This window comes from Streptomyces sp. NPDC055955 (assembly GCF_042270245.1).
Lineage (GTDB): Bacteria > Actinomycetota > Actinomycetes > Streptomycetales > Streptomycetaceae > Streptomyces.
On the sequence record NZ_JBHJYS010000006.1, the window covers coordinates 143,449 to 167,034 of the forward strand.

Below are 23,586 nucleotides of genomic sequence, written 5' to 3' on the forward strand. Positions count from 1 at the left end.
AACCTACGGTCCCGTTCGAAGTTACGGGCACCATTCGGTATATCGAACAGTAAGGGCAGGGAATGGGACGACCTGGCCTGAACCGCAGGCAACTCCTGGCCGGACTCGGCGGGTTGACGGTGGCGGGCAGCTTCGGCTTTGCGGCACTCGGCACGGGCGCCGACGCGCTCGCCTCCAGCGCGAGCACACGCGTGCGCTACTGGAACCTCTTCAGCGGCGGCGACGGCTACAACATGATCGCGATGCTGGACTCCTTCCGTGCGGAACACCCCGGCATCGACGTGAAGGACTCGACCCTCCAGTGGGGCAGCCCCTTCTACACCAAGCTCGCCATGGCAGCGGCGGGCAACCGCGCACCGGACCTCGGCGTCATGCACCTGGGCCGCGTCACCGGGTTCTCGCCCGGCCGCCTCCTGGACCCCTGGGACGTCGGCCTGCTCGCCAAGTACGGCGTGAAGGAGGCCGACTTCAACCCGGCGCTGTGGAAGCGCGCCGTCATCGACGGCAAGCTCTACGCCCTCCCGCTCGACATCCACGTCCAGCTCTGCTTCTACCGCAAGGACGTACTCAAGAGGGCGGGCCTGCTCGGCGACGACGGGCGGATCGTGCCGGTCACGTCCACCGACGAGTGGTTCGACGTGCTCAAGAAGGCGAAGAAGGCCACGAAGAAGGGGCTGCAGACCATCGGTCTGTGGGCCAACGACCAGAACTTCCAGTGGTGGTTCTTCGTCGCCTTCTACACCCAGCTCGGCGGCACCTGGTTCAACGCCGCCGACTCCGAGGTCACCTTCGACACCGACAAGGCCACCCAGGTCCTGGAGTTCATGCGCCGGCACATCACCGACGGGTACTCCAACCCGGGCTTCGCGGGCGCCGCCGGCGCCGAACAGTTCATCAACGGCTCCCCGTTCTGCTGGGAGGGCAACTGGTCGGTGCCGGTGTTCTCCGGGGCGAAGATCGAGTACGGCGCGACCCCGCTGCCGCCCGTCTTCGGCAAGCGGGCGACCCACGCCGAATCGCACTCCTTCGTCCTGCCGCACCAGTCCGACCGCGGCGGCCCCGCCAACGAGGCCGCCCACCAACTCGCCGCCTACGTCGTCAGGCACGCACAGCAGTGGGCCGCCGGCGGCCACATCCCCGCCTATACGCCGACGCTGTCCACGGCCGCGTACAAGAAGCTCGAACCGCAGAACGAGTACGTCTCCGCGATGAACCACCAGGCCACCGAGCCGAAGGTGTGGTTCGCGGGCTCCACCGGCATCCTCGCCCAGCGCGTCGGGCCGATCGCCGCGTCCTCGATGCTGGGCTCCGCCAAGCCGGAGGCCGCCGCCCGCCGCATGAAGAGCACGCTGGCCCAGCTCCTCGCCATGAAGAACCCCATGGACGGCAGAACCGCAGCGCAGGGAGGTGCGGTCGCATGACGACGACCAGCCCACAGACCGTCCTCGCGCCCGCCCGCGCGAGAACTGCCGCCGACAGCGCCACGGCCCGCCGCAAGCAGGGCTTCCAGCACGGGGGCTGGTTCGTCGCCCCGTTCCTGGTCCTGTTCGCGCTCTTCGTGATCTGGCCCCTGCTGCGCGGCGTCTACCTCAGCTTCACGGACGCCAACATCTCCGGCGACGGCGCGGGCTTCATCGGCCTCGACAACTACCGCGAGGCCCTGCACGACCAGTTGATGTGGGACTCGCTCGGCCACAGCGCCTACTTCACGCTGCTCGTCGTGCCGTGCATCACGGTCCTCGCCTTCCTCCTCGCGATGCTCGCCCACCACATCGAGCGCGGAAAGTGGCTGTGGCGGCTGTGCTTCTTCATGCCGTTCCTGCTGCCCTCCACCGTCGCGGGCAACCTGTGGCAGTGGCTGTTCAACCCCGGTACGGGCATGGTCAACTACCTCTTCGGTCTCGAGACGCCGTGGCTGACCGACACGTCGTACGCGATGCTCGCCGTCGTCATCACCACCCTGTGGTGGACGGTCGGCTTCAGCTTCCTGCTCTACCTCGCCGCGCTCCAGGGCATCCCCGCGCACCTCTACGAGGCCGCCAAGCTGGACGGCGCGAACGGCTGGCACCGCATGGTCCACATCACCCTGCCCATGCTGCGCAACATCACGGGTCTCGTGATCGCGCTCCAGATCCTCGCCTCGCTCCAGGTCTTCGACCAGGCCGTCGTGATGCAGGACTTCGGCCCGGGGCCGGAGGGGTCGACCCGCACCTTCGTGCAGTACACGCTCGAAGAGGGCTTCACCAGCTATCGCGTGGGCTACGCCTCCGCCATCTCCATCATCTTCTTCGTGATCATCGCGGCCGTCGCCCTCGCGCGGATGTGGCTGCTGCGCAACCGTGAGGAGGGCGGCCGATGACCACCGACGCCGCGCAGATCCGTGTCAAGTCCCGTACGCACAGCGCCTGGTCACCGGGCCAGATCGTGCTCACCCTCATCGGCGTCGCCGTCTCCGTCGTCTTCCTGGCGCCGCTCGCCTGGGCCCTGTTCACCTCCCTCAAGTCGGAGACCGAGGCCGTCGAGGTGCCGACGCACTGGCTGCCGGAGCACTGGACGGGCCAGGCGTGGAAGGCCCTCTTCGACACCGGCAACATCACCGACTGGTTCGTGAACTCGCTCGTCGTCTCGGTGTGCGTGACCGCCGTGGTGCTGCTCGTGAGCGCGCTCGCCGGATACGGCTTCGCCCGCACCGAGTTCAGGGGCAAGCCGGCCTTGATGGGCGTGGTGATGGCGGGCCTGATGGTCTCGCCCGCCGTCCTCGGTGTCCCGCTGTTCACCACCGTCCAGCAGATGGGGATGGTCGACACGTACTGGGGCATGATCCTGCCGCAGTGCGCGCCGGCCGCGATGGTCTACATCCTCTACAAGTTCTTCCAGGGCGTCCCCAAGGAGCTGGAGGAGGCCGCGTTCATCGACGGCGCCGGACGGTGGCGGGTCTTCTTCACCGTCGTCGTGCCGCTCGCCCGCCCCTCGCTCGCGGCGGTGGGCATCTTCACCTTCATCGCGTCGTGGAACAACTTCCTGTGGCCGTACATGGTCACCAACAACCCCGACCTGATGACCATGCCGAACGGCATCGCGACCGTCATGAACTCGTATGGGATCCAGTGGGCCCAGCTGATGGCCGGCGGCCTGATGGCGGGCCTGCCCCTGATCGTCGTCTTCGTCTTCTTCCAGCGCCAGATCGTCAGCGGCGTGGCCCACACGGGCCTGGCCGGCCAATAAGGGGAAGGAACCCATGCACACCGCACGCTTCACCCTCGACCCCGCCTTCACCGTCGGTGAGGTGGACCCGCGCCTGTTCGGGTCCTTCGTCGAGCACCTCGGCCGCTGCGTCTACACCGGGATCCACGAGCCAGGTCACCCGGCCGCCGACGATGCGGGCCTGCGCACCGACGTTCTCGCGCTGGTCCGCGAGCTGGGCGTCACCGCGATCCGCTACCCCGGCGGCAACTTCGTCTCCGGCTACAAGTGGGAGGACTCGGTGGGCCCGGTGGACGAACGGCCCCGCCGTCTCGACCTCGCCTGGCGCTCCACGGAGACGAACCGCTTCGGCCTGTCCGAATACATCGCGTTCCTGAAGAAGGTCGGCCCCCAGGCCGAACCCATGATGGCCGTGAACCTCGGCACCCGCGGCGTCGCCGAGGCCCTCGAACTCCAGGAGTACGCCAACCATCCCGCGGGCACCGCCCTGTCCGACCTGCGCGCCTCCCACGGCGACAAGGAGCCCTTCGGGATCCGCCTGTGGTGCCTGGGCAACGAGATGGACGGGCCCTGGCAGACCGGTCACAAGACCGCCGAGGAGTACGGCAGGCTCGCCGCCGAGACCGCGCGCGCCATGCGCCAGATCGACCCCGGGGTCCAGCTCGTCGCGTGCGGCTCGTCGGGGCAGGGCATGGAGACCTTCGCCGCGTGGGAGGCGACCGTACTGGCCGAGACGTACGACCTCGTCGACTACATCTCGCTGCACGCCTACTACGAGGAGCACGACGGGGACCGTGACTCGTTCCTGGCCTCCGCCGTCGACATGGAGTCGTTCATCGAGAACGTCGTGGCGACCTGCGACCACATCGGCGCCCGCCTCAAGTCGAAGAAGCGCATCAACCTCTCCTTCGACGAGTGGAACGTCTGGTACATGTCCCGGACCCAGGCCGAGGTCTCGGCCCTGGACTGGCCCGAGGCGCCCCGGCTCCTGGAGGACGTCTACTCCGTCACCGACGCCGTGGTCTTCGGCTCGCTGCTCATCGCGCTCCTGCGCCACGCGGACCGCGTCACCGTCGCCTGCCTCGCCCAGCTCGTCAATGTCATTGCGCCGATCATGACGGAGCCCGGCGGCCCGGCCTGGCGGCAGACGACGTTCTTCCCGTTCGCGGCCGCGTCGGCGCACGGGCGCGGCCAGGTCCTCGACGTCCGTGTGGACTCGCCCACCTACGACACGAAGCGGCACGGCACCGCGGATCTGCTGCACGCGACGGCGGTGCGCGCCGAGGACGGCACGGTCACGGTCTTCGCGGTCAACCGCGACCAGAGCGAGGCACTGCCCCTCGAAGTGGCCCTGAACGGGCTCGACCTGACGTCGGTCGTCGAGCACAGCGCCCTCGCCGACGCCGACCCGGAGGCCCGCAACACCCGTACGGAGCCGGAGCGCGTCACCCCGCACCCGGTGACCGGCACGGACCTGGCGGACGGCGTCCTGACGGCCACCCTGGAGCCCCTGTCCTGGAACGTGATCCGACTGGCCTGACGCGCACACGCGAAAGCGGGCCGGCCCCTCGTGGGCCGGCCCGCTTCGTGTGCGCGGCGGATGGGTCAGCGAGCGGCGCCCGGCGACTCCACCGGCTCCACCCGCACCCCTCCCGCGGCGCTTCGCATGAGCGTCAGCTTCACCTCGCCCGGCCCCGACGGTGTGGTCCCGTCGGACAGGACGGCCAGGGCGAGTGTGTTGCGGCCCCTCGTGCGCAGCACCCCGTTCGGCAGGGCGAAGGTGTGCTGCGGCCCTACGTCGTTGATGTACTGGCCCATGTTCCAGCCGTTGAGGAAGATCTGGACGCGATAGGCGCGGCTCGCGTCGTCGGTGAAGGTGAGGCCGACGGCGGCGTCGACGTCGTGGTCGATGGCGAGCCGGAAGCCGGTGCGGTACCAGGTGACCCCCTGCCGCTGTCCGTCCGCCGGTGACGGCAGCGTGGCCGGATGCCAGTCGTCGTCCCGGAAGCCCGGCAGGTGCCACCCGTGCCGCTCCCCGTACAGGCCACCGTTGTTGAGCGGGCCGCGCACGGGGTCGGGCACCGTCTCGCCCTGGATGCGCCAGGTGAGGTCCGGGGCGGCGCCGGCGAACGTCACCGCCGTCAGGCCGCGCGCAGCCTTGTGGGAGTCGCGCGCCCCGCCGTCCTCGTCGTGCTGCATCCGGCGCACCAGCACGGACAGGGTGTGCCGGCCGGGGGTGCGCAGTGACGCGGGCACGGCGAGCGTGGCGGTGGCCGTCCATGTGCCCTGCGTGCTCTGTGACTTGTCCGGGACGGGCATCCGGTGCGTGCCCAGCGGCTCCCCGTCCAGCCACGCCATCAGCAGCCCCTGCGTCCCGGTGAGGTACGCCAGGGACACCGACTCGGCGCCGCTCGCGTCGTCGAAGGCCGCGCGGTACCAGACGTCGCCGTAGTGGAACCCGTAGTCGTCCGCGAAGAGCACGGGCCGGTCGGCGGGCACGGGCGTCGTGCTGTGGGAGGACCTCCTGTCGGCGACCTGCCAGTCCGAGTCGTCGAAGCCGGGCTCCGCCTCCGGGTTCTCGCCGCGGCGGCGCCAGCCGGTGAGCGCGGGCAGCGCGACGTCGGGCACCCCGGCGAGGCGCGCCCGGGACCGCAGGCTGCCACTGGGCGTCGGGCGCGTGGACACGGGCGCTTCGTTCCACGTCACGCGGCTGATCCCGCGCGGCGCCCACACCTCCAGGTCGGCCGCCTCGACGGTGTCGCCCTCGAGGTGGACGCTCGCTCCGTGCAGCGCGGCGGTGCGCAGCAGGGCGGGCCCGCGCACCAGGACGGGACCGGAGGGCGTGTCATGGCGCCACAGGCGAGCGGTGGCCTCGTCATCGGCGAGCAGCAGGAGCAGCGGCGTCGCCGCACCGCCGCCCTCGACCAGCACACGCGTCAGCCCACCGAGCGTGCCGCTCACGCGCAGCACACCGCTCCCGCTGTCGTACGCGGACGTGGCGGCCCCGTCCAGGACCGTGACCTTCGGCGCGCCCGTGCACTCCAGGGCCGTCACCGTCGCCTCGCCCGCCCGGCCCGTGAGGACGGCGATGTCGTGGCGAGCGGCGCCGAGCTGGAGCATGGGCTGCGCGGTGGAGTACCGCAGCCGCCGCCGGCCGACGGCGATCCCGGTCGCGAGGAGTTTGGCGTCGCGCGCGCCGACCGTGACGTCCACGGTCGTGGAGCCCCCGTCATGAGTGACGTCGAGGGCCGACGTCACCTCCGCCGTCGTGTCGTTGCGCAGGACGTAGACGTGCGCGCCCGACTCGGGGTTCACCAGGTGGTAGACCTTGATCCGCTCGTCCCCGGCGGCCGTGTCGGCAGCCCGGTCCAGCTGGGTCAGGTCGGGCACGGTGGCGAGGAGCTGCCCGATCTGATGCATCGGTACCAGCTTGGACGTGATGCCGCGCGCCTCGTCGAGAGCCGCCCCGTAGTCGTACGACGTGTAGACGACGGGCGCGGGCAGCCAGCCCCATGAGGTGCCGCCGAACGTCATGTAGACATTGTGGACCTTGATCCCGTTGGCGAGGTTGGTGAGGTAGAACCTGCGCTCGTACGCGGCGTCGCGCGTCCTGCGCGCCTCCTCGTAGCCCTTGCCCGCGAACTCGCCGCCACCCCACGGATCGAACCAGCCGCCGCCGAACTCGGCGAGGAACCCGGCGGTGTCCGGGCTCGCCGTGGAGCCGCCCTTCGCGCCGCCGGTCCCGAAGTACCCCCAGTCCGGCGGGTTCCCGGAGGGCGAGGGGTAGCCGTCGAAGGCGTACATGTAGCGGCCGCTCTCGCCGCCGGTGGGGAAGGAGCCGGGGACCCAGTAGCCGTTGCGGCCCTTGTCGTTGTGGAAGAGGGGGACGTCGATGCCGTCGGCGCGCACCTTGGCGTGGAGGTGACTCATGTAGTCGCGGCCCGCAGGGCTCGTGACGTTCGAGGCGTACTCGTTCTCCAGCTGGTAGAGCACGACCGTGCCCTCACCCTTGGTGTACAGGTGGCGGGCCGCGATCTCGTCCACGGCCGTCAGCCACTCGTCGACGTGTCCCAGATAGGTCGGGTCGGAGGTGCGGGCCGTGCCTGCGGTGGTGGTGAGCCAGCCGGGGAAGCCGCCCGCGTCGACCTCGGCGTTGATGTACGGGCCGGGGCGGAAGATGACGTACAGCCCGCACTCGGCGGCCGTGCGCAGGAACAGGTCGAGGTCCCGCACGCCGGTGAAGTCGTACGAACCGGGCGCGGGGGAGTGGTAGTTCCACGCCACGTAGATGCTCACGCTGTTGTAGCCGTGGGCGCGCAGCTTCTGCAGGACGTCCCGCCACAGGGACGGGCTCGGCAGCCGGAAGGGGTGGACCTCGCCCGACCACAGGGCCGTGCGACGGCCGTCGATGATCATGGAGTACTTGTCGAAGGCGACGGTGTGCGCGGTGCCGTCGGCCACCGGTGGCGCGGGCCGTGCCTCCGGCACGGCCGCCTGGGCCGTGCCGGACGGGCCGGTGAGCGCCCCGCCGAGGGCGGCCGCCCCCGTGAGGGCGGTGAAGGAGCGTCTGCTGAGCTCCAAGGAGGGCCTCCTGGAAGAATTACGAACCGACCTTGCGCTTGTTCCACACGTCGAAGCCGACCGCCGCGAGCAGGACCAGGCCCTTGATGACCTGCTGCCAGTCGGTGCCGACGCCGACGAGGTTCATGCCGTTGTTCAGGACGCCGAGGACGGTGCCGCCGATGATGGCGCCGAGCACCGTGCCGACGCCGCCGCTCATCGACGCGCCGCCGATGAACGAGGCGGCGATCGCCTCGAGTTCGAAGTTGACGCCCGCCTTCGGCGACGCGGCGTTGAAGCGGGCCGCGAAGACCAGGCCCGCGAGCGCCGCCAGCATCCCCATGTTGAGGAAGACCGCGAAGGTGACCTTCTTGTCCCGGACGCCGGAGAGCTTCGCCGCCGGCAGGTTGCCGCCGATCGCGTACACATGGCGGCCGATCACCGCGTTGCGCATCACGTAGCCGAAGGCGACGAGGAGCACGGCCAGGACGATCAGCACCACGGGCGCGCCCTTGTAGCTGGCGAGCAGCAGGGTGAAGACGAGGACGGCGGCGACCAGCGCGGTGAGTTTCAGCGCGAACAGCTTCGCGGGCAGCACGTCGAGCGCGTACTCCTGCTGGCGCTTGCGGTCGCGCACCTCCTGCCACACGACGAGGGCGATGAGTCCCAGGCCGAGGAGCAGGGTGAGGTTGTGGTAGTTGGTGTCGGGGCCGACCTCGGGCAGGAAGCCGTTGGCGACCTTCTGCAGCCCGTCGGGGAACGGGCCGAGCGTCTGCCCCTTGAGGAAGATCTCCGTCAGACCGCGGAAGAGCAGCATGCCCGCCAGGGTCACGATGAACGACGGTATGCCGAGGTAGGCGATGAAGAAGCCCTGCATGGCCCCCGCGAGCGCGCCGACGGCGAGGACCACGAGGGCGGCCACCGGCCACGACCAGTGGTGCGTGACCATGAGCACCGCGGCGAGCGCCCCCGTGAACGCGGTGATGGAGCCGACCGACAGGTCGATGTGGCCCGCGATGATGACGATCATCATGCCGATCGCCAGGATCAGGATGTAGCTGTTCTGCAGCACCAGGTTCGAGACGTTGCGCGGCAGCAGCAGGTCGCCGCCCGTCCAGACCTCGAAAAGGATCACGATCAGGCCGAGGGCGAAGAGCATCCCGTACTGCCGCATGTTGCGGCGCATGCCGTCGATGATCAGCCGGCCGAGGCCGCCGTCGTCCCCGGCCTTCGGGGCCGCGGCGCCGGCCGGCGACCCGGCCTTCAGGTTCGTGCTCATCGGTCCTACCTCTTGTCCTTGGTCATGTGCCGCATCAGCACTTCCTGGGTGGCCTCCGCTCGCGGGACCTCACCGGTGAGCCGTCCGGCCGACATCGTGTAGATCCGGTCGCACATGCCGAGCAGCTCGGGCAGTTCGGAGGAGATGAAGACCACGGCCTTGCCCTGGGCGGCCAGTTGGTCGATCACCGTGTAGATCTCGTACTTCGCTCCCACGTCGATGCCGCGGGTCGGCTCGTCGAGGATCAGCACATCGGGCCCCGCGAAGATCCACTTGCTGAGGACGACCTTCTGCTGGTTGCCGCCGGAGAGCCGGCCCACGGGTTCAAAGACGTTGGGCGCCTTGATGTTCATGGAGGTGCGGAAGCCCTCCGAGACCTTCCGCTCCTCGTGCTCGTCGACGACCCCGCGCCGGGCGACCTTGCCCAGCGCGCTCAGCGAGATGTTGCGGTTGATGGAGTCGATGAGGTTGAGGCCGTAGTGCTTGCGGTCCTCGGTGACGTACGCGATGCCGTGCCCGACCGCCTCCGGGACGGTGCGGGTGCGGATCTCGGTGCCGTCCTTGAGGACGCTGCCGCCCGCGTACTTCCCGTAGGCCCGCCCGAACACGCTCATCGCGAGTTCCGTGCGGCCCGCGCCCATCAGCCCCGCGATGCCGACGATCTCCCCGCGGCGCACGTTCAGGGACACCGAGTCGACGACCTTGCGCTGCTGGTCGATGGGGTGGAAGACGGTCCAGTCGCGGATCTCGAGGGCCGGCGCCGCGGTGAGGTCCCGCGGGTGCGGGGTGCGCTCGGGGAAGCGGTGGTCGAGGTCGCGGCCGACCATGGCGCGGATGATCCGCTCCTCGGTCGTCTCCGCGGCCTTCACGTCGAGCGTCTCGATCGAGTGCCCGTCGCGGATGACCGTCACGGAGTCCGCGACCCGGGCGATCTCGTTGAGCTTGTGCGAGATGATGATCGAGGTGATGCCCTGGCCCTTCAACTCCAGGATGAGATCGAGGAGTTTGCCGCTGTCCTCGTCGTTGAGCGCGGCCGTCGGCTCGTCGAGGATGAGCAGCTTCACCTCCTTCGACAGGGCCTTGGCGATCTCGACCAGCTGCTGCTTCCCGACGCCGATGTCGGCGACGCGCGTCTGGGGGTGCTCGTTCAGACCGACCCGCCGCAGCAGGTCCGTGGCGTGCTTGAGGGTCTCGCCCCAGCTGATCACGCCCCGCGTGGCGTGCTCGTTGCCGAGGAAGATGTTCTCGGCGAGCGAGAGGTACGGCACCAGGGCGAGCTCCTGGTGGATGATCACGATGCCGCGCTTCTCGCTCGCCCCGATGTCCTTGAACCGGCACGGCTCGCCCTCGAAGAGGATCTCCCCCTCGTAGCTGCCGTGCGGATGAACGCCGCTGAGGACCTTCATCAGCGTCGACTTCCCGGCGCCGTTCTCCCCGCAGACGGCGTGGACCTCGCCCGCGCGGACGCTCAGGGAGACGTCCGCGAGCGCCTTGACGCCGGGGAAGGTCTTGACGATCGAGCGCATTTCCAGGACGGGTCCCGCCATGGTCGTGCCTTTCTGCTCCGTGTGAACCGGTGGTGTGGGCGGGCTACTTGAGGTCGCTCGCCTTGATGTAGCCGCTGTCGACGAGCACCTTCTGGTAGTTGCTCTTGTCGACGCTCACCGGCTGGAGCAGATAGGACGGCACGACCTTCTTGCCGTTGTTGTACGACGTGGTGTCGTTGACCTGCGGCTTCTTCCCCTTCAGTACCGCGTCGACCATGCTGGACGCGACCTTGGCCAGCTGCCGGGTGTCCTTGTAGACGGTCTGGGTCTGCTGGCCCGCGACGATCGACTTCACCGAGGCGACCTCGGCGTCCTGCCCGGTGACGACGGGCAGCGGCTTGCTCGCGGAGCCGTAGTCGTCGGACTTGAGCGCGGACAGGATGCCGATCGAGATGCCGTCGTACGGGGAGAGGACGGCGTCCACCTTGGCGGACGAGTACGACGAGGTGAGCAGGTCGTCCATGCGCTTCTGCGCGGTGCCGCCGTCCCAGCGCAGCGTGGTGACCTTGTTCAGTGCCGTCTGGCCGGACCTGACCACGAGCTGCTTCTTGTCGATGTAGGGCTGGAGCACCTTCATCGCGCCGTTGAAGAAGTACTTGGTGTTGTTGTCGTCGTTCGAGCCCGCGAACAGCTCGATGTTGAAGGGCCCCTTCTTGGAGCCGTCCTTCAGACCCAGCTTCTCGGTGATGTACGTGCCCTGGAGCCGGCCGACCTTCTCGTTGTCGAAGGAGGCGTAGTAGTCGACGTAGGGGGAGTTGAGCAGGAGGCGGTCGTAGGAGATGACGGGGATGTGCGCGTCATGGGCCTCCTTGAGGACGTTGGAGAGCGCGTCGCCGTTGATCGCGGCGATGACCAGCGCGTCCACGCCCTGCGTGATCATGCCTTCGAGCTGCTGGACCTGCTGGTCGACGTCGTCCTCGCCGTACTGGAGGGTCGTCTTGTAGCCGGCCTTGTGCAGCGTGGTGACCATGTTCTTGCCGTCGGCTATCCAGCGCTCGGACGACTTGGTCGGCATGGCGATGCCGACGGTCATCTCCTTCTTGTCCTTCGCTTCCTTGCTGCCGCCCTCACTGCTCTGCCCGCAGGCGGTCAGGGCGAGGGCGAGAGCGGCGGCTCCCGCCACGGCGGAAACGGCACTTCTGTGGTTGCGCATGGTCATCAGTCCTTGTCGGTCGCGTCGGGGAGCGGAAACGTCCATGGGAAGTCAGCGGGAGAAAGCCGGCGGGAAACGGTCGAGAGCGCCCGGCAGTCGCGAGCCCAGCGGCGACATGCCGCCGTCCGCGCCGTGCCGGGCCAGCAGATCGAGGGCGAGCCGGCCGCGGCGCACGCGCTCACGGGCGGTGTCGAGCGTGACGTCGCGCAGGTGGGCGCCGTACGGGTAGATGGCGGGGGCCTTCGCGAGCCCGAACTTCAGGTACAGCGGCGCCCCGCGGCGGATCAGCTCCGCGATCTCGTACATCCGTACATAGCCGCCGAGGTCGTCCGGCGCCTCGATGTACAGGTCCATGGGCGCGGCGGAGACGCGGCGGATCTCGGTGAGATGAGCTGGTGTCAGGTCGCTCGGCACGTTGAGCGAGTCGGCGCCGAGCCGCTCGTAGACGGCGTAGGAAGCCGGGTTGACCGGGCCGATGAGCGCGGAGACCTTGAGCGTGGTGTCACCGGGGATCACCCCCTGCTCGCGCGCCCGGTGCAGCGTCCACAGCACGCCTTCGTCGGCGACGAGCAGGCACTTCACGCCCAGCTCCGTCGCCCGGACGGCGTCTTCCACACATCCGGCGACGGCGTCGTGGCCGCGGGCGCGCAGGCCGGCGCCGTGCGAGTCGGTGCGCACGGAGGCGCCGGTGTCCCAGGTGCCACGCGGGCCGGTGAACAGGCACAGCTCGATGTCCCGCTCGGCGACCGACTCGACCATCTCGGTGATCTCGGCGTCGGTGAGCATCCACACGCCGCTGCCCTGGCTGATCCGGTGGACCGGCACGTCGAGTCGCGAGGCCTCCTTGAGGACCACGGCCAGCGCCTCGGGCCCCTCGACCGAGGGGATCTCGGTGCGCCAGGTGCCGCCGTCGGGGAAGGTGTGCGGGGAGGTGTCGCTGTCGTCGGTACAGGGGGCGGACAGGCCCAGGGCCGCGAGGGCGGGTTCGCCGGGGCGGCGGGGAGAGGGGGAGTCGGTCACGGGCAGTCCTTCACGTTCGGTGGCGTTCGGTATTTCGAACGAAGTTCGGATCGATGGGTGCGGCACGCCCGGAACGTGCCGGGCGGCGGGAGCTAGGGGAGCAGCAGCACCTTGCCCACCTTGGGGTCACCGGATCCCACCAGCTCGATGGCGTACGGGAATTGATCCAGTCGCAGCTCGTGCGTCACCAGCGGCAACGGATCCAGGAGCCTCGCGCCGAAGACCCGCACGGCATGCGCCCAGGCGGCCGGCGGTGCCCCGAACACGGTCCGTACCTCCAGCTGCCGCACGACGAGTCCGGTCGGATCGAGTCCCGCGGCGCCGGACGCCGGGAGGCCGGTGAGCACGAGCCGCCCCCCGCGCCGCAGCAGCGACGCCGCGGTACGGGCCGACTCCGCGGACCCGGCGGTCTCGATCACCACATCGAAGTCGCCGGGCAGTTCCTGGCCGGGCGTACGGAAGTCCGTCGCGCCGAACTTCTCGGCCAGAGCGGCCCGTTCGGGCCGGGTGTCGACGGCGAGGAGCTCGGCGGGGGAGCTCGCCGCGAGGAACTGCACGGCGAGCATGCCGAGGGTGCCCGCGCCGACGACGGCGACCCGTTCGCCGGGCCGCGCGTCCGCCTTGAGCGCGGCCGCGGCGACGCAGGCCGCGGGTTCGAGCAGCGCGGCCGCCGTCAGGTCGGCGTCGTCCGGCAGGACGTGCAGGAGCCGGGCGGGCAGGGTCAGTGTGGCGGCCATGGCGCCGGGCTGCGTGAACCCGGTCTCCTCGTACCCGGCCGTGCACAGCGTGGTCTCGCCGGCGTGACACCGGTCGCAGACCTGGCAGTTGCGAAAGCCCTCGCCGACGACCTTCCTGCCGACGAGCGACTGCGGGGCGCCCGGCCCGACGGCCTCGACGGTGCCGGACCACTCATGGCCCAGAGTGAGCGGGTACCGCACGTAGCCCTCGGGCCGGCTGCCCTGGTACACCTCGCGGTCGCTGCCGCAGATGCCCACGGCGTGGACGCGGACCAGCACCTCCCCGGCACCCGGCGGCGTCGGCTCGTGAGGGACGATCCGGTGCGCGCCCGGCGCCTCGACGACGACCGCGACGCTCACCGCGTCCCCTCCGGCCGGCGCTGCTCCCAGCCCTCCGCCCACAGGTCGAACCGCGCCTGCTGCTGCGGGAACTCGGCCGCCGCGTCCACGTCCAGCTCGACCCCGAGCCCCGGCTCGTGCGACAGCTCGAAGCACCCGGTCTCCGGGTCGACCTGCGGCGCGCCCTTCACGACCTTCTTGATGTCCGCGTCCGCGAAGTCGTTGAAGTGCTCGAGGACCTTGAAGTTCGGCGTGCTGAAACCGACCTGGAGCGAGGCCGCGGTCAGCACGGGGCCGCCCACGTTGTGCGGCGCGACCAGCACGTAGTGGGACTCCGCCGTCGCCGCCAGCTTCCGCGTCTCCCAGATGCCGCCGATGTGGCCGACGTCCGGCTGGATGATGTCCGCGGCCTGGCTCTCGAACAGCTCGCGGAACTCGATCCGGTCATGGATCCGCTCACCCGTGGCGACCGGGATGTCCACCCTCGCGGCCACTTTCTCCAGCGCCTTGAGGTTCTCCGGCGGCACCGGCTCCTCCAGCCACGCGGGCTTGAAAGGAGCGAGATCGCGCGCCAGCCGGATGGCGGTGGAGGGGGAGAACCGTCCGTGCATCTCCAGCATCAGCTCGGCGTCGGGCCCGATCGCGTCGCGCACCGCCTCGATCAACGACACGGCGTACAGGCTCTGTTCGTGGTCGAGCTCGTAGTGCCCGGTCCCGAACGGGTCGATCTTCAGCGCCTTGTACCCGCGCTCCATCACGGCCTGTGCCGCCTTGTGGTACGCCTCCGGGGTGCGCTCGGTGGTGTACCAGCCGTTCGCGTACGCCTTGACCCGGTCCGTCACCTTGCCGCCGAGCAGCTGCCACACCGGGACGCCGAGCGCCTTGCCCTTGATGTCCCAGCAGGCCATCTCGATGACCGCGACACCGGACATCACGATCTCCCCGGCCCGCCCGTAGTCGCCGTACTTCATGCGCCGTACGAGGTCCTCGGTCGCGAAGGGGTCCGAGCCGACGATGTGGTTGGCCTGAGCCTCCTTCAGATAGCCGACGAGCGCGTCGGTGTGCCCCAGCATCCGTGTCTCGCCGACACCCGTGATTCCCTCGTCGGTGTGCACCTGGACGTAGGTCAGGTTGCGCCAAGGCGTCCCGACCACATGTGTGCTGATTCCCGTGATGCGCACGGCAGTTGCCCCCTGCGACGTTCGATATTTCGTCATGCGTTCGAAATCTTGGCGTGACAGTAAGGAGGTGCGTGCGGGGTGTCAATGGTTCGCGCACCAGGTCGCCTCGTACGCCGTGCGCAGAAGCCGTATGGAGGGTCAATTCTTTGGAACACGCGGTTCCGCACAGAACATTCACAGCACCGGCTTTTTCCGTTACCGGCACGGCGCCTAGCCTCCATGCGTCATGGATTACTGCCACCCGTGCCGAAGGCACCTCAACGGCGCCCTCGCCTGCCCTGGGTGCGGCACGCCTGCCGAAGCCTGCCGCGAGCACGCGGAGGCGCTCGCGGCGCAGGAGTCGGCCGAGGAGGCCGGCTCCTCTTACGCCGACGAACCCACGCACACCCGCCGCTCCCGCAGGGAACGCCGTGAGCGCGGTGCCCGCAGGGCCCACCGGCGCCGGCGCAACAAGATCGTGATCGCCGCCGCGGGGCTCGCACTCGCCGCGGGCGGCCTCAGCTTCGCGGAACTCGGCACCGAGTCGTCGGCAAGCGGCGACGGGCAGGGCTCGTCCACGTCGGCCGAGGAGGCCGCCGACCAGGAGGCGGAGGCCGCCGCGTCCTCCGCGGCCGCCACCCCGACCGGCGCCGCCGCTGCCGAGGCGGACCCGCAGACGTCCGGCCCCTCGGCGTCCCCCTCCCCGTCGGCGTCGGAGTCCAAGGGCGCGAAGGACGACAAGGACAAGACGACAGGGGAGACGAAGGAGGGGACCGAAGGGCGCGCCACCTCGGTGCCCGCGGTCACCCCGACCCCGGACACCCCGGCCGGCCCCGGTACGCCCGCCCCCGGCCCCACCACGACACCGCCCCCACCGCGGCCCACCCCGACGAAGACGTGCGACCGCTTCCTGTGGTGGTGCACCTGAGGGGTGCGCCGTGCGGCCGGTGTCGCTTTCCTGGCGGGGGCCGTGGTTTGTCGCTGTAGGTCACGGCCGGTGTCGCTTTCCTGGCGGGGGCCGTGGTTTGTCGCTGTAGGTCACGGCCGGTGTCGCTTTCCCGGCGGGGACCGCGGTTCTCGCCGTAGGTCGCGGCCGTGGTCTCTCTCGCGGCAAAGGCCGTGGATCTCGCCGGAGGTCACGGCCGGTGTCGCTCTCCTGATGGAAGCCGCGGCTTGTCGCCGGAAGCCGCGGCCGGTGTCAGGCCGTGGTGTCGCCGTCCATCATCTTGGCGAGGAGTCCGCGCAGTGCGTCCCGCTCGTCGCCGGTCAGCGAGGCGATGGCCCCGCGAGCGAAGCCCAGGTTCCCCTGCACGCCGCGCGCCATCCGCATGCCCTCCTCCGTCGGCGCGGCCAGTTTCACGCGCCGGTCGGCCGGGTCGGGGCGGCGTTCGACGAGGCCGCGCGCTTCCAGGCGGTCGATGAGGCCGGTGATGTTCGACGGCTCGCAGTTCACCTGCTGGGCTATGCGCCGCATGGGCATCGGCTCGCGGGAGAGCAGGTCGAGGACCCGTGCCTGCGCCGTGGTGAGCCCCTGGCCTCCGGCGGCCTGCTCGTACTCCTTGTAGTGACGGGAGACCAGCGCGCCGATCAGCTCGACCAGGTCGGCGGTCACCGGGTCGGCTGTCACGGGGACGGCTGTCGCAGGGTCGTCTGTCACGGGTCTCGGGGCGGAGCTGCTTGCGGCCATGTACTCCAGAGTACCCATTTACTTGACACTATGAAATATCGAGGAGCATGGTTGTTTCAGTAAGTGAAGCAATCAGGAGGCGCCCCGCCATGTCTGTCGACACCCCTCAGATCCCCGCCACCAGCCGCGAGTGGCACCTGACCAGCCGCCCGGTCGGCTGGCCCAAGCCCGAGGACTTCCAGCTCACCGAGGTGGAGATCCCCCAGCCCGGCCCCGGCCAGGTGCTCGTCAAGAACCTGTACGTGTCCGTGGACCCGTACATGCGCGGCCGCATGAGCGCCGCCAAGTCGTACGTCGCCCCGTACGAGCTCGGCAAGGCGATGCAGGGCGGCGCGGTCGGCGTGGTCGTCGCCTCGAACGACGAGGGCGTGGCCGTCGGTGACCACGTGCTGCACTTCAACGGTTGGCGCGAGTACGCCACGTTCGACGCCAAGCAGGCCGTGAAGGTCGACCCGGAGGCCGCGCCGCTGTCGGCGTACCTCGGTGTCCTCGGCATGACGGGCCTCACCGCGTACGCGGGTCTTCTGCGCACCCTCTCCTTCAAGGAGGGCGACACGGTCTTCGTCTCCGGCGCGGCCGGTGCCGTCGGCAGCCAGGTCGGCCAGATCGCCAAGCTCCTCGGCGCCGGCCGCGTCGTCGGCTCGGCGGGCTCGGCGGAGAAGGTCAAGCTCCTCACCGAGGAGTACGGCTTCGACGCGGCGTTCAACTACAAGGACGGCTCCGTCTTCGACCAGCTCACGCAGGCGGCGCCCGACGGTATCGACGTCTACTTCGACAACGTCGGCGGCGACCACCTCGAAGCGGCGATCGGCCGGCTCAACCGGGACGGGCGCATCGCGATCTGCGGCGCGATCTCGGTCTACAACAACACCGAGGCCGCCCCCGGCCCGCGCAACCTGTCCCGCCTGATCCAGACCCGTGGCCGCATCGAGGGCTTCCTCGTCGGTGACCACTACGACCTCCAGCCGCAGTTCGTGCAGCAGGTCGGCGCCTGGATCCGCTCCGGCGAGCTCAAGTACCGCGAGACCGTTGTCGAGGGCATCGAGAACAACCTGGAGGCGTTCCTCGGGGTTCTGCGCGGCGACAACATCGGAAAGATGGTCGTCAAGCTGGGTGAGTGACCCCGGTCACGCTCGTTCCTTCCGGGATTCGGTAATCTCTTTCCGCCTACCGGATCGAATGAGGGAGTACGGGATGCCCATCCAGCAGTCGGACGTCGTCTACACCGCCGTGGCCACCGCGGAGAACGGCCGTGACGGCCGCGTCTCCACGGACGACGGCAAGCTCGACGTCGTCGTGAACCCGCCCAAGGAGCAGGGCGGCAGCGGCGCCGGAACCAACCCGGAGCAGCTGTTCGCCGCCGGCTACAGCGCCTGCTTCCAGGGCGCGCTCGCCGTGGTCGCCCGCCAGGAGAACGCCGACATCTCCGGCTCGACCGTCACCGCGCACGTGGGCATCGGCAAGAACGACGAGGGCTTCGGCCTCATCGTCGAGATCTCCGCCAAGATCCCGAACGTGGACGAGGCCACCGCCAAGTCCCTGGTCGAGAAGGCCCACCAGGTGTGCCCGTACTCCAAGGCCACCCGCGGCAACATCACGGTCACGCTCTCCGTGTGACCGATGCGGCCCGGTCCCGGCCCGTACCCCGCGCAAGGGGTGCGGGCCGGTCCCATAGGGTGGGGCCCATGCGTGATCTCGGGGCGGGCTTCGGCTACTTGATGAAGGGCCAGCGCTGGGTCTCCCAGCACGGCAAGCAGTTCGGCATGGGGCTCCTGCCCGGTCTGATCACCCTCGTCCTGTACGCGGCCGCGCTGATCTGCCTGGCCGTGTGGGGCGACGACTTCATCACCTGGGCGACCCCCTTCGCCGACGACTGGACGTCTCCGTGGGCCGGCCTGTTCCGCGGCTTCCTGACCGCCGTGCTCTTCGCCCTCGTCCTGCTGCTCGCCGTGCTCGCGTTCACCGCCGTCACCCTCCTGATCGGACAGCCCTTCTACGAGTCCCTGTCGGAGAAGGTCGACCTCGCCGAGGGCGGCCACGCCCCCGAGTCGGGCCTCCCGCTCTGGCGCGAACTGTGGGTCTCCGCCCGCGACAGCCTGCGGGTCCTCGTGCGCGCCGCGCTCTGGGGCGTCCTGCTCTTCGCCCTCGGGTTCGTCCCGTTCGTCGGCCAGAGCGTCGTCCCGGTGATCGGCTTCTTCGTCACCGGCTTCTTCCTCACGGAGGAACTCGCCGCGGTCGCGCTCCAGCGCCGTGGCGTCGAACTCCGCGAGCGCCTCGCCCTGTTGCGCTCCCGCAGGGGCCTGGCCTGGGGATTCGGCACGCCGCTCGCGGTCGCGTTCCTGGTGCCGGTCGTCGCGGTGTTCCTGATGCCCGGAGCGGTGGCGGGCGCGACCCTGATGGCCCGGGACCTGCTCGCAGAGGCGCCCCCGGAACCGGCACCGGAGTCCGGGGAACCGGCCACGCACTGACCCCGGGAGTCGCCGACAGGGGCTAGCGTCGGAGCATGGAAAAGATCGCCTTCCTCGGCCTCGGTCACATGGGCGCGCCCATGGCCCGCCATCTCCTCGACGCAGGACACCCGCTGACCGTCTGGAACCGCAGCCCGGCGAAAGCCGCCCCGCTCGTCGAACGGGGCGCCGTGCTCGCCGACAGCCCCGCCGACGCCGTGCGCGACGCGGATGTGGTCATCACGATGCTCGCCACCCCGGACGCCGTGTCCGAGGTCGCCGACGCCATCGCGCCCGAGCTGCGGCCCGGCACCTGCTGGGCGGAGATGTCGACCATCGGCCCCGAGGCCGTACGGCAGCTCGCGGCGCGCCTCGGTGACGGGGTGACCCTCGTCGACGCCCCGGTCATGGGCAGCACCGACAAGGCCGAGGCGGGCGAGCTCGGCATCCTCGCGGGCGGCGACGCGGACCGGATCGAAGGCGTGCTCGCCCATCTCGGTACGGTCACCCGTACCGGCGCGCCCGGCTCCGGCGCCGCACTCAAACTCGTCGTCAACACCGCCGTCATCGGCGGCGTCGGCCTGGTCGCCGAGGCCATGGCGCTCGCGGACGCGCTCGGCCTGCCCGAGGACGTCGCGAAGGGCGCGCTCGCCGCGGGCCCCCTCGGCGGAGCCGTCGCCCGCGCCTTCGCCCAGGGCGTGCACTTCGGCTCGGACCTGGCCGTCAAGGACATCGCCCTGGCCACCGGGACCACCGAACTCCCCGCGATGGAAGCCGTGTTGGGTCACTTCAAGGAGGCCGCGGCGGACCCGTCCCTCGCCCATGAGGACATCGCGCGGGCCGTCACCCGTATCCGTGAGCGGTAGGCCGGGCCATACTGCCCCCATGAAGACGGCGAACCTGGGTGTGCTCTTCCTCATCGAACTGGCCGCCCTCGGGGCCGTCGGGCGCTGGGGGTTCACTCGCGACGTCTCGGCCCCGCTCGCCTGGCTGCTCGGCCTCGGGGTCATCGCGGTGATGATCACGCTGTGGGCGCTGTTCGGGTCCCAGAAGGCGTCGTACAAGACACGGGGCGCGGGCCGGGTCGCCTTCGAGCTGGTGTGGTTCGGGGCGGGCGCGGCCGCGCTTGTGCTGGCCGGGGCCGTCGGCTGGGCCGTCGCCTACGTCCTGGTGTGCGCGGTGAGCAAGACGCTCGCGGTCGTCTGGCACCAATAGCCGCCGCGCGCACGGGAGTTCACCCGGGGGCTGTCTCTCCTGTGTCGCCCCGGTCGCCCCGGTCGCCTTCGACGAGTGCCAGGAAGTCGCGGAACGCGCCCGGCATGTCCACCGACTCCGGGTCCAGCAGCCACTGGTACTGCAGCCCGTCCATCACCGCCACGAGCAGCGGCGCCGCCCGCTCGGGTGTGAGGCCGCCGGGCAGCCGCTCCCCGTACTCGGTGCGCAGCACGGCTGCCATGCTCTCGCGCACGTTCCCGTACCGCTGTGTGAAGTAGGGCCGCGCCGGGTGGTCCTCCGTGACGCTCTCGCCGAGCAGGGCGGAGAACGTCTGCACGATGCCGGGGCGCATCGCGTTGTACTCGACCAGTGAGGCGAGCAGGTCGAGGCGCCATCGGCTGTCCGGCACCGCGTCCCACTGGTCGCGCTCCTCCAGGACCGCGACGAGCAGCGCTTCCTTGGTGCGGAAGTAGTGCAGCAGCCCCTGCTGCGTGAGCCCGACGCGCTCGGCCACCGCCCCCAGTGTCGCGCCGCGGTACCCGCGCTCGGCGATCACCTCCAGGGCGGCACGGAGGATCTCCGCGCGCCGTTCCTCGCTCCTGGCGGTTCTCGTACCCATGCCGTCACCGTACGACATCGTTCATAACGGCAAGATAACAAAACCTACCGATCTACAGGTGGCGGGTGCAGGATGACGGACAAGGGCCGGACTTCAACGAGGAGGCGCCGTCGTGGCGGACACTCAGCAGGACCAGGTACGCGAGGCGGTCGTCGAGGCCGCACTCGGCAAGCTCGACCTCGACACCAAGGCGGGCCTCCTCGCCGGGCAGGACATGTGGTCCCTGCCCGCCGTGCCCGGCATCGGCCTCGCGTCCCTCGTGATGTCGGACGGCCCGATCGGCGTCCGCGGCATCCGCTGGACCGCCGACGACCCCTCGATCGCGCTTCCGTCACCGACGGCGCTCGCCGCCACCTGGGACCCCGAACTCGCTCGCAGGGCAGGGCGGTTGCTCGCCCAGGAGGCTCGGCGCAAGGGTGTGCACGTGCTGCTCGCCCCGACCGTCAACCTGCACCGCACGCCCGTCGGGGGCCGGCATTTCGAGGCGTACAGCGAGGACCCGTACCTGACCGGCGCGATCGGCACCGGTTACGTACGCGGCGTGCAGTCCGGCGGAGTCGGCACCACCGTCAAGCACTTCGTCGCCAACGACGCCGAGACCGACCGCTTCACCGTGGACAACGTGGTCAGCGCCCGCGCCCTGCGTGAGCTCTACCTCGCCCCCTTCGAGGCGATCGTCGCCAACGCCCACCCCTGGGGCATCATGACCGCCTACAACACGGTCAACGGCACGACGATGACCGAACACCGCTACCTCGTGAACGAGGTGCTGCGCGGCGAATGGGGCTTCGACGGCTTCAACGTCTCCGACTGGATGGCCGCCCGCTCCACCACCGGCGACATCGCGGGCGGCCTGGACGTGGCCATGCCCGGCCCGGAGACGGTGTACGGGCCCGCGCTCGCCGCCGCCGTCCGTGCCGGAGAGGTCGAGGAGTCCACCGTCGACGAGGCCGTGCGCAACGTGCTCCGCCTCGCCGCCCGCGTCGGCATCCTCGAAGGCGCCGAGCCCGTGGTCACCGAGACCCCCGCCGAGATCGACGGCGAGGCACTCGCCCGCGAGATCGCCCGCCGCGCCTTCGTCCTCGTACACAACTCCGGTGCGCTTCCGCTGCGTCCGGGTGGCGGTGTCGCCCTCATCGGAGCCGCCGCCCGTGACGCCCGTGTCCTCGGCGGCGGCTCCGCCACCGTCTTCCCCGCCCGCGTCGTCTCCCCGCTCGACGGACTGAGCGCCGCGCTTCCCGAGGGCACGCTCACCTACGCGATCGGCGCCGACCCGAACGAGGAACTCGCCGCCGCGGGCGCCGGTTTCGAGCTCCGCGCCCGCTGCCTGGACGCCGCCGGGGACGTCATCGGCACCGCCTCCGTGCCCGGCGGCCGCATCCAGTGGATCGGCGCCGACCTGCCCGACGGAGTCACCCACGACACCCTGCACACCGTCGAGTTCACCGGCACCTTCACCCCGCGCACCTCCGGGCCGCACACCTTCGGCACCCAGGGCATCGGCGGCTTCACCCTCACCGTCGCCGGACAGGTCCTCTTCGACGGGGAACAGCCGCTGGCCTCCGCCGCCGACCCGTTCGAGGCGTTCTTCGGCAGTCCCGTCGGCCGCGGGGACGTCGACCTCGTCGCCGGTGAACCCGTGGACGTGTCCCTGCGCTATGTCGTCTTCAAGCCCGAGGGCGCCCCGCTCCAGGCCGTCGCGTTCTCGCTGGTCCACCGCGAGCCGCAGCGCGACCCCGACGAGCTGATCGCCGAGGCCGTCGAGGCCGCGCGCTCCGCCGACACCGCCGTCGTCGTCGTGGCCACCACCGAACGCGTCGAGTCCGAGGGCTTCGACCGCAAGGACCTGCGCCTGCCGGGCCGCCAGGACGACCTCGTGCGCGCCGTCGCCGCCGCCAACCCGAACACCGTCGTGGTCGTGAACTCCGGCTCCCCGGTGGAACTCCCGTGGCGCGAGGACGTCGCGGCCGTGCTTCTGAGCTGGTTCCCCGGCCAGGAGGGCGGTGACGCCCTCGCCGACGTCCTCACCGGAGCCGAGGAGCCCGGCGGTCGGCTGCCCACCACCTGGGGCTCGTTCGATGACGCACCCGTCACCGAGGTCGCCCCCACCGAGGGCCGGCTCGCCTACACCGAGGGCGTGTTCATCGGCTACCGCGCCTGGGAGCGGTCGGGCGCCACCCCCTCGTACGCCTTCGGCCACGGCCTCGGCTACACCGACTGGGCGTACGAGGCGATCGAGGTGTGGGACGGGGGCGCGACCGCCGTGGTCCGGGTGCGCAACTCCGGCGAGCGGTCCGGTCGCGAGGTGGTCCAGGTCTATCTGGCGCCCGAGCAGGCCGACCCCGCCCGCCCGGCCCGCTGGCTGGCCGGCTTCGCGGGTGTCGAGGCGGCACCCGGCGAGAGCGTCGAGGTCACCGTCCCGCTGCCGCGCCGGGCCTTCGAGATCTGGGACGAGAACGCCGACGCGTGGGCCCACCAGCCGGGTGCGTACGAGGTCGAGGCGGGCCGCTCGGTCGCGGACCGCCGCGTGAGCGCGAGGATCAAGGTCTGAGCGGATTCGCGGGGGCGAGGCCTGGGCGCCCGGGCGGGTGCGGGTGCGGGGTGCGGGTACGGGTGCGA

20 protein-coding genes are annotated in these 23,586 nt (G+C 70.5%); 11 read left to right on the forward strand and 9 right to left on the reverse strand.

Going from position 1 to position 23,586, the window contains the following annotated elements:
- Positions 1 to 62: 62 nt before the first annotated feature.
- The 4 genes from ACFC96_RS14265 to ACFC96_RS14280 are packed head-to-tail and all read left to right on the forward strand — an operon-like array spanning position 63 to position 4,744.
- The gene (locus ACFC96_RS14265) at positions 63 to 1,421 is read left to right on the forward strand and encodes an extracellular solute-binding protein (RefSeq protein ID WP_376263063.1); all 1,359 of its coding nucleotides are present in this window, start codon (positions 63 to 65) and stop codon (positions 1,419 to 1,421) included.
- A complete protein-coding gene (locus ACFC96_RS14270; protein ID WP_376612442.1) occupies positions 1,418 to 2,359 on the forward strand; it encodes a carbohydrate ABC transporter permease in 942 nt (313 codons plus the stop codon). Before ACFC96_RS14265 ends, ACFC96_RS14270 begins: the two co-directional genes overlap by 4 nt.
- Positions 2,356 to 3,225: a carbohydrate ABC transporter permease gene (locus ACFC96_RS14275; RefSeq protein WP_376263058.1), complete on the forward strand. Its 870-nt coding sequence runs from the start codon at positions 2,356 to 2,358 to the stop codon at positions 3,223 to 3,225. Before ACFC96_RS14270 ends, ACFC96_RS14275 begins: the two co-directional genes overlap by 4 nt.
- A 13-nt stretch (positions 3,226 to 3,238) precedes the next feature.
- Positions 3,239 to 4,744 carry an alpha-N-arabinofuranosidase gene (locus tag ACFC96_RS14280; protein WP_376612444.1) on the forward strand — a complete coding sequence of 502 codons (1,506 nt, stop codon included), beginning with the start codon at positions 3,239 to 3,241 and terminating at the stop codon, positions 4,742 to 4,744.
- A 65-nt stretch (positions 4,745 to 4,809) separates the two neighbouring features.
- Here ACFC96_RS14280 and ACFC96_RS14285 read toward each other — a convergent pair whose 3' ends face one another.
- The 7 genes from ACFC96_RS14285 to ACFC96_RS14315 all read right to left on the reverse strand — a co-directional run bounded on the left by ACFC96_RS14285 (position 4,810) and on the right by ACFC96_RS14315 (position 15,020).
- On the reverse strand, positions 4,810 to 7,785 hold the full coding sequence (locus ACFC96_RS14285; protein WP_376612445.1) for a beta-galactosidase: 2,976 nt from the start codon (positions 7,783 to 7,785) through the stop codon (positions 4,810 to 4,812).
- 19 nt (positions 7,786 to 7,804) lie between these two features.
- Complete coding sequence (mmsB, locus tag ACFC96_RS14290) at positions 7,805 to 9,043, reverse strand: multiple monosaccharide ABC transporter permease (protein WP_376263051.1); 1,239 nt, start codon at positions 9,041 to 9,043, stop codon at positions 7,805 to 7,807.
- Between the two features lie 5 nt (positions 9,044 to 9,048).
- Complete coding sequence (gene mmsA / locus ACFC96_RS14295; RefSeq protein WP_376612447.1) at positions 9,049 to 10,590, reverse strand: multiple monosaccharide ABC transporter ATP-binding protein; 1,542 nt, start codon at positions 10,588 to 10,590, stop codon at positions 9,049 to 9,051.
- 43 nt (positions 10,591 to 10,633) lie between these two features.
- A complete protein-coding gene (chvE, locus tag ACFC96_RS14300) occupies positions 10,634 to 11,743 on the reverse strand; it encodes a multiple monosaccharide ABC transporter substrate-binding protein (protein WP_376612449.1) in 1,110 nt (369 codons plus the stop codon).
- A 51-nt stretch (positions 11,744 to 11,794) separates the two neighbouring features.
- Complete coding sequence (locus tag ACFC96_RS14305) at positions 11,795 to 12,763, reverse strand: hypothetical protein (protein ID WP_376263045.1); 969 nt, start codon at positions 12,761 to 12,763, stop codon at positions 11,795 to 11,797.
- 92 nt (positions 12,764 to 12,855) lie between these two features.
- Positions 12,856 to 13,860 carry a zinc-binding dehydrogenase gene (locus tag ACFC96_RS14310; protein ID WP_376612451.1) on the reverse strand — a complete coding sequence of 335 codons (1,005 nt, stop codon included), beginning with the start codon at positions 13,858 to 13,860 and terminating at the stop codon, positions 12,856 to 12,858.
- Entirely contained in the window at positions 13,857 to 15,020 is a 1,164-nt protein-coding gene (locus ACFC96_RS14315; RefSeq protein ID WP_376263119.1) for a mandelate racemase/muconate lactonizing enzyme family protein, read from the reverse strand. Before ACFC96_RS14315 ends, ACFC96_RS14310 begins: the two co-directional genes overlap by 4 nt.
- A 226-nt stretch (positions 15,021 to 15,246) precedes the next feature.
- On the opposite strand from ACFC96_RS14315, the gene ACFC96_RS14320 reads away from it, so the two are divergent.
- Complete coding sequence (locus ACFC96_RS14320) at positions 15,247 to 15,927, forward strand: hypothetical protein (protein ID WP_376263041.1); 681 nt, start codon at positions 15,247 to 15,249, stop codon at positions 15,925 to 15,927.
- A 270-nt stretch (positions 15,928 to 16,197) separates the two neighbouring features.
- On the opposite strand, the gene ACFC96_RS14325 is transcribed toward ACFC96_RS14320, so the two are convergent.
- Positions 16,198 to 16,704 carry a MarR family winged helix-turn-helix transcriptional regulator gene (locus tag ACFC96_RS14325; RefSeq protein ID WP_376612453.1) on the reverse strand — a complete coding sequence of 169 codons (507 nt, stop codon included), beginning with the start codon at positions 16,702 to 16,704 and terminating at the stop codon, positions 16,198 to 16,200.
- Positions 16,705 to 16,775: 71 nt separating this feature from the next.
- Between ACFC96_RS14325 and ACFC96_RS14330 the strand changes: the two genes are divergently transcribed.
- The 5 genes from ACFC96_RS14330 to ACFC96_RS14350 all read left to right on the forward strand — a co-directional run bounded on the left by ACFC96_RS14330 (position 16,776) and on the right by ACFC96_RS14350 (position 20,348).
- Entirely contained in the window at positions 16,776 to 17,807 is a 1,032-nt protein-coding gene (locus tag ACFC96_RS14330; protein ID WP_376612455.1) for an NADP-dependent oxidoreductase, read from the forward strand.
- Between the two features lie 73 nt (positions 17,808 to 17,880).
- Positions 17,881 to 18,303, forward strand: coding sequence for an organic hydroperoxide resistance protein (locus tag ACFC96_RS14335; protein ID WP_266564579.1), 423 nt, complete (start codon positions 17,881 to 17,883; stop codon positions 18,301 to 18,303).
- 68 nt (positions 18,304 to 18,371) lie between these two features.
- A complete protein-coding gene (locus ACFC96_RS14340; protein WP_376263036.1) occupies positions 18,372 to 19,154 on the forward strand; it encodes an EI24 domain-containing protein in 783 nt (260 codons plus the stop codon).
- A 35-nt stretch (positions 19,155 to 19,189) separates the two neighbouring features.
- Positions 19,190 to 19,999, forward strand: a complete 810-nt coding sequence (locus tag ACFC96_RS14345) for an NAD(P)-dependent oxidoreductase (RefSeq protein ID WP_376263034.1) — start codon at positions 19,190 to 19,192, stop codon at positions 19,997 to 19,999.
- A gap of 19 nt (positions 20,000 to 20,018) precedes the next feature.
- Positions 20,019 to 20,348 (forward strand): YrdB family protein, encoded by a 330-nt coding sequence (locus ACFC96_RS14350; protein WP_376263031.1) that lies wholly within the window; start codon positions 20,019 to 20,021, stop codon positions 20,346 to 20,348.
- Between the two features lie 19 nt (positions 20,349 to 20,367).
- Here the strand turns inward: ACFC96_RS14350 and ACFC96_RS14355 are convergent, their stop codons facing one another.
- On the reverse strand, positions 20,368 to 20,985 hold the full coding sequence (locus tag ACFC96_RS14355) for a TetR/AcrR family transcriptional regulator (RefSeq protein WP_376612457.1): 618 nt from the start codon (positions 20,983 to 20,985) through the stop codon (positions 20,368 to 20,370).
- 94 nt (positions 20,986 to 21,079) lie between these two features.
- Between ACFC96_RS14355 and ACFC96_RS14360 the strand changes: the two genes are divergently transcribed.
- On the forward strand, positions 21,080 to 23,518 hold the full coding sequence (locus tag ACFC96_RS14360) for a glycoside hydrolase family 3 protein (protein WP_376612459.1): 2,439 nt from the start codon (positions 21,080 to 21,082) through the stop codon (positions 23,516 to 23,518).
- Positions 23,519 to 23,586: the final 68 nt, after the last annotated feature.

Coding starts and splice junctions, on each gene's coding strand:
- ACFC96_RS14335 (WP_266564579.1), top strand. CDS start 17,881: ATGCCCATCCAGCAGTCGGACGTCGTCTACACCGCCGTGGCCACCGCG.
- ACFC96_RS14270 (WP_376612442.1), top strand. CDS start 1,418: ATGACGACGACCAGCCCACAGACCGTCCTCGCGCCCGCCCGCGCGAGA.
- ACFC96_RS14330 (WP_376612455.1), top strand. CDS start 16,776: ATGTCTGTCGACACCCCTCAGATCCCCGCCACCAGCCGCGAGTGGCAC.
- ACFC96_RS14340 (WP_376263036.1), top strand. CDS start 18,372: ATGCGTGATCTCGGGGCGGGCTTCGGCTACTTGATGAAGGGCCAGCGC.
- ACFC96_RS14350 (WP_376263031.1), top strand. CDS start 20,019: ATGAAGACGGCGAACCTGGGTGTGCTCTTCCTCATCGAACTGGCCGCC.
- ACFC96_RS14345 (WP_376263034.1), top strand. CDS start 19,190: ATGGAAAAGATCGCCTTCCTCGGCCTCGGTCACATGGGCGCGCCCATG.
- chvE (WP_376612449.1), bottom strand. CDS start 11,743: ATGCGCAACCACAGAAGTGCCGTTTCCGCCGTGGCGGGAGCCGCCGCT.
- mmsA (WP_376612447.1), bottom strand. CDS start 10,590: ATGGCGGGACCCGTCCTGGAAATGCGCTCGATCGTCAAGACCTTCCCC.
- mmsB (WP_376263051.1), bottom strand. CDS start 9,043: ATGAGCACGAACCTGAAGGCCGGGTCGCCGGCCGGCGCCGCGGCCCCG.
- ACFC96_RS14275 (WP_376263058.1), top strand. CDS start 2,356: ATGACCACCGACGCCGCGCAGATCCGTGTCAAGTCCCGTACGCACAGC.
- ACFC96_RS14325 (WP_376612453.1), bottom strand. CDS start 16,704: ATGGGTACTCTGGAGTACATGGCCGCAAGCAGCTCCGCCCCGAGACCC.
- ACFC96_RS14320 (WP_376263041.1), top strand. CDS start 15,247: ATGGATTACTGCCACCCGTGCCGAAGGCACCTCAACGGCGCCCTCGCC.
- ACFC96_RS14280 (WP_376612444.1), top strand. CDS start 3,239: ATGCACACCGCACGCTTCACCCTCGACCCCGCCTTCACCGTCGGTGAG.
- ACFC96_RS14265 (WP_376263063.1), top strand. CDS start 63: ATGGGACGACCTGGCCTGAACCGCAGGCAACTCCTGGCCGGACTCGGC.
- ACFC96_RS14355 (WP_376612457.1), bottom strand. CDS start 20,985: ATGTCGTACGGTGACGGCATGGGTACGAGAACCGCCAGGAGCGAGGAA.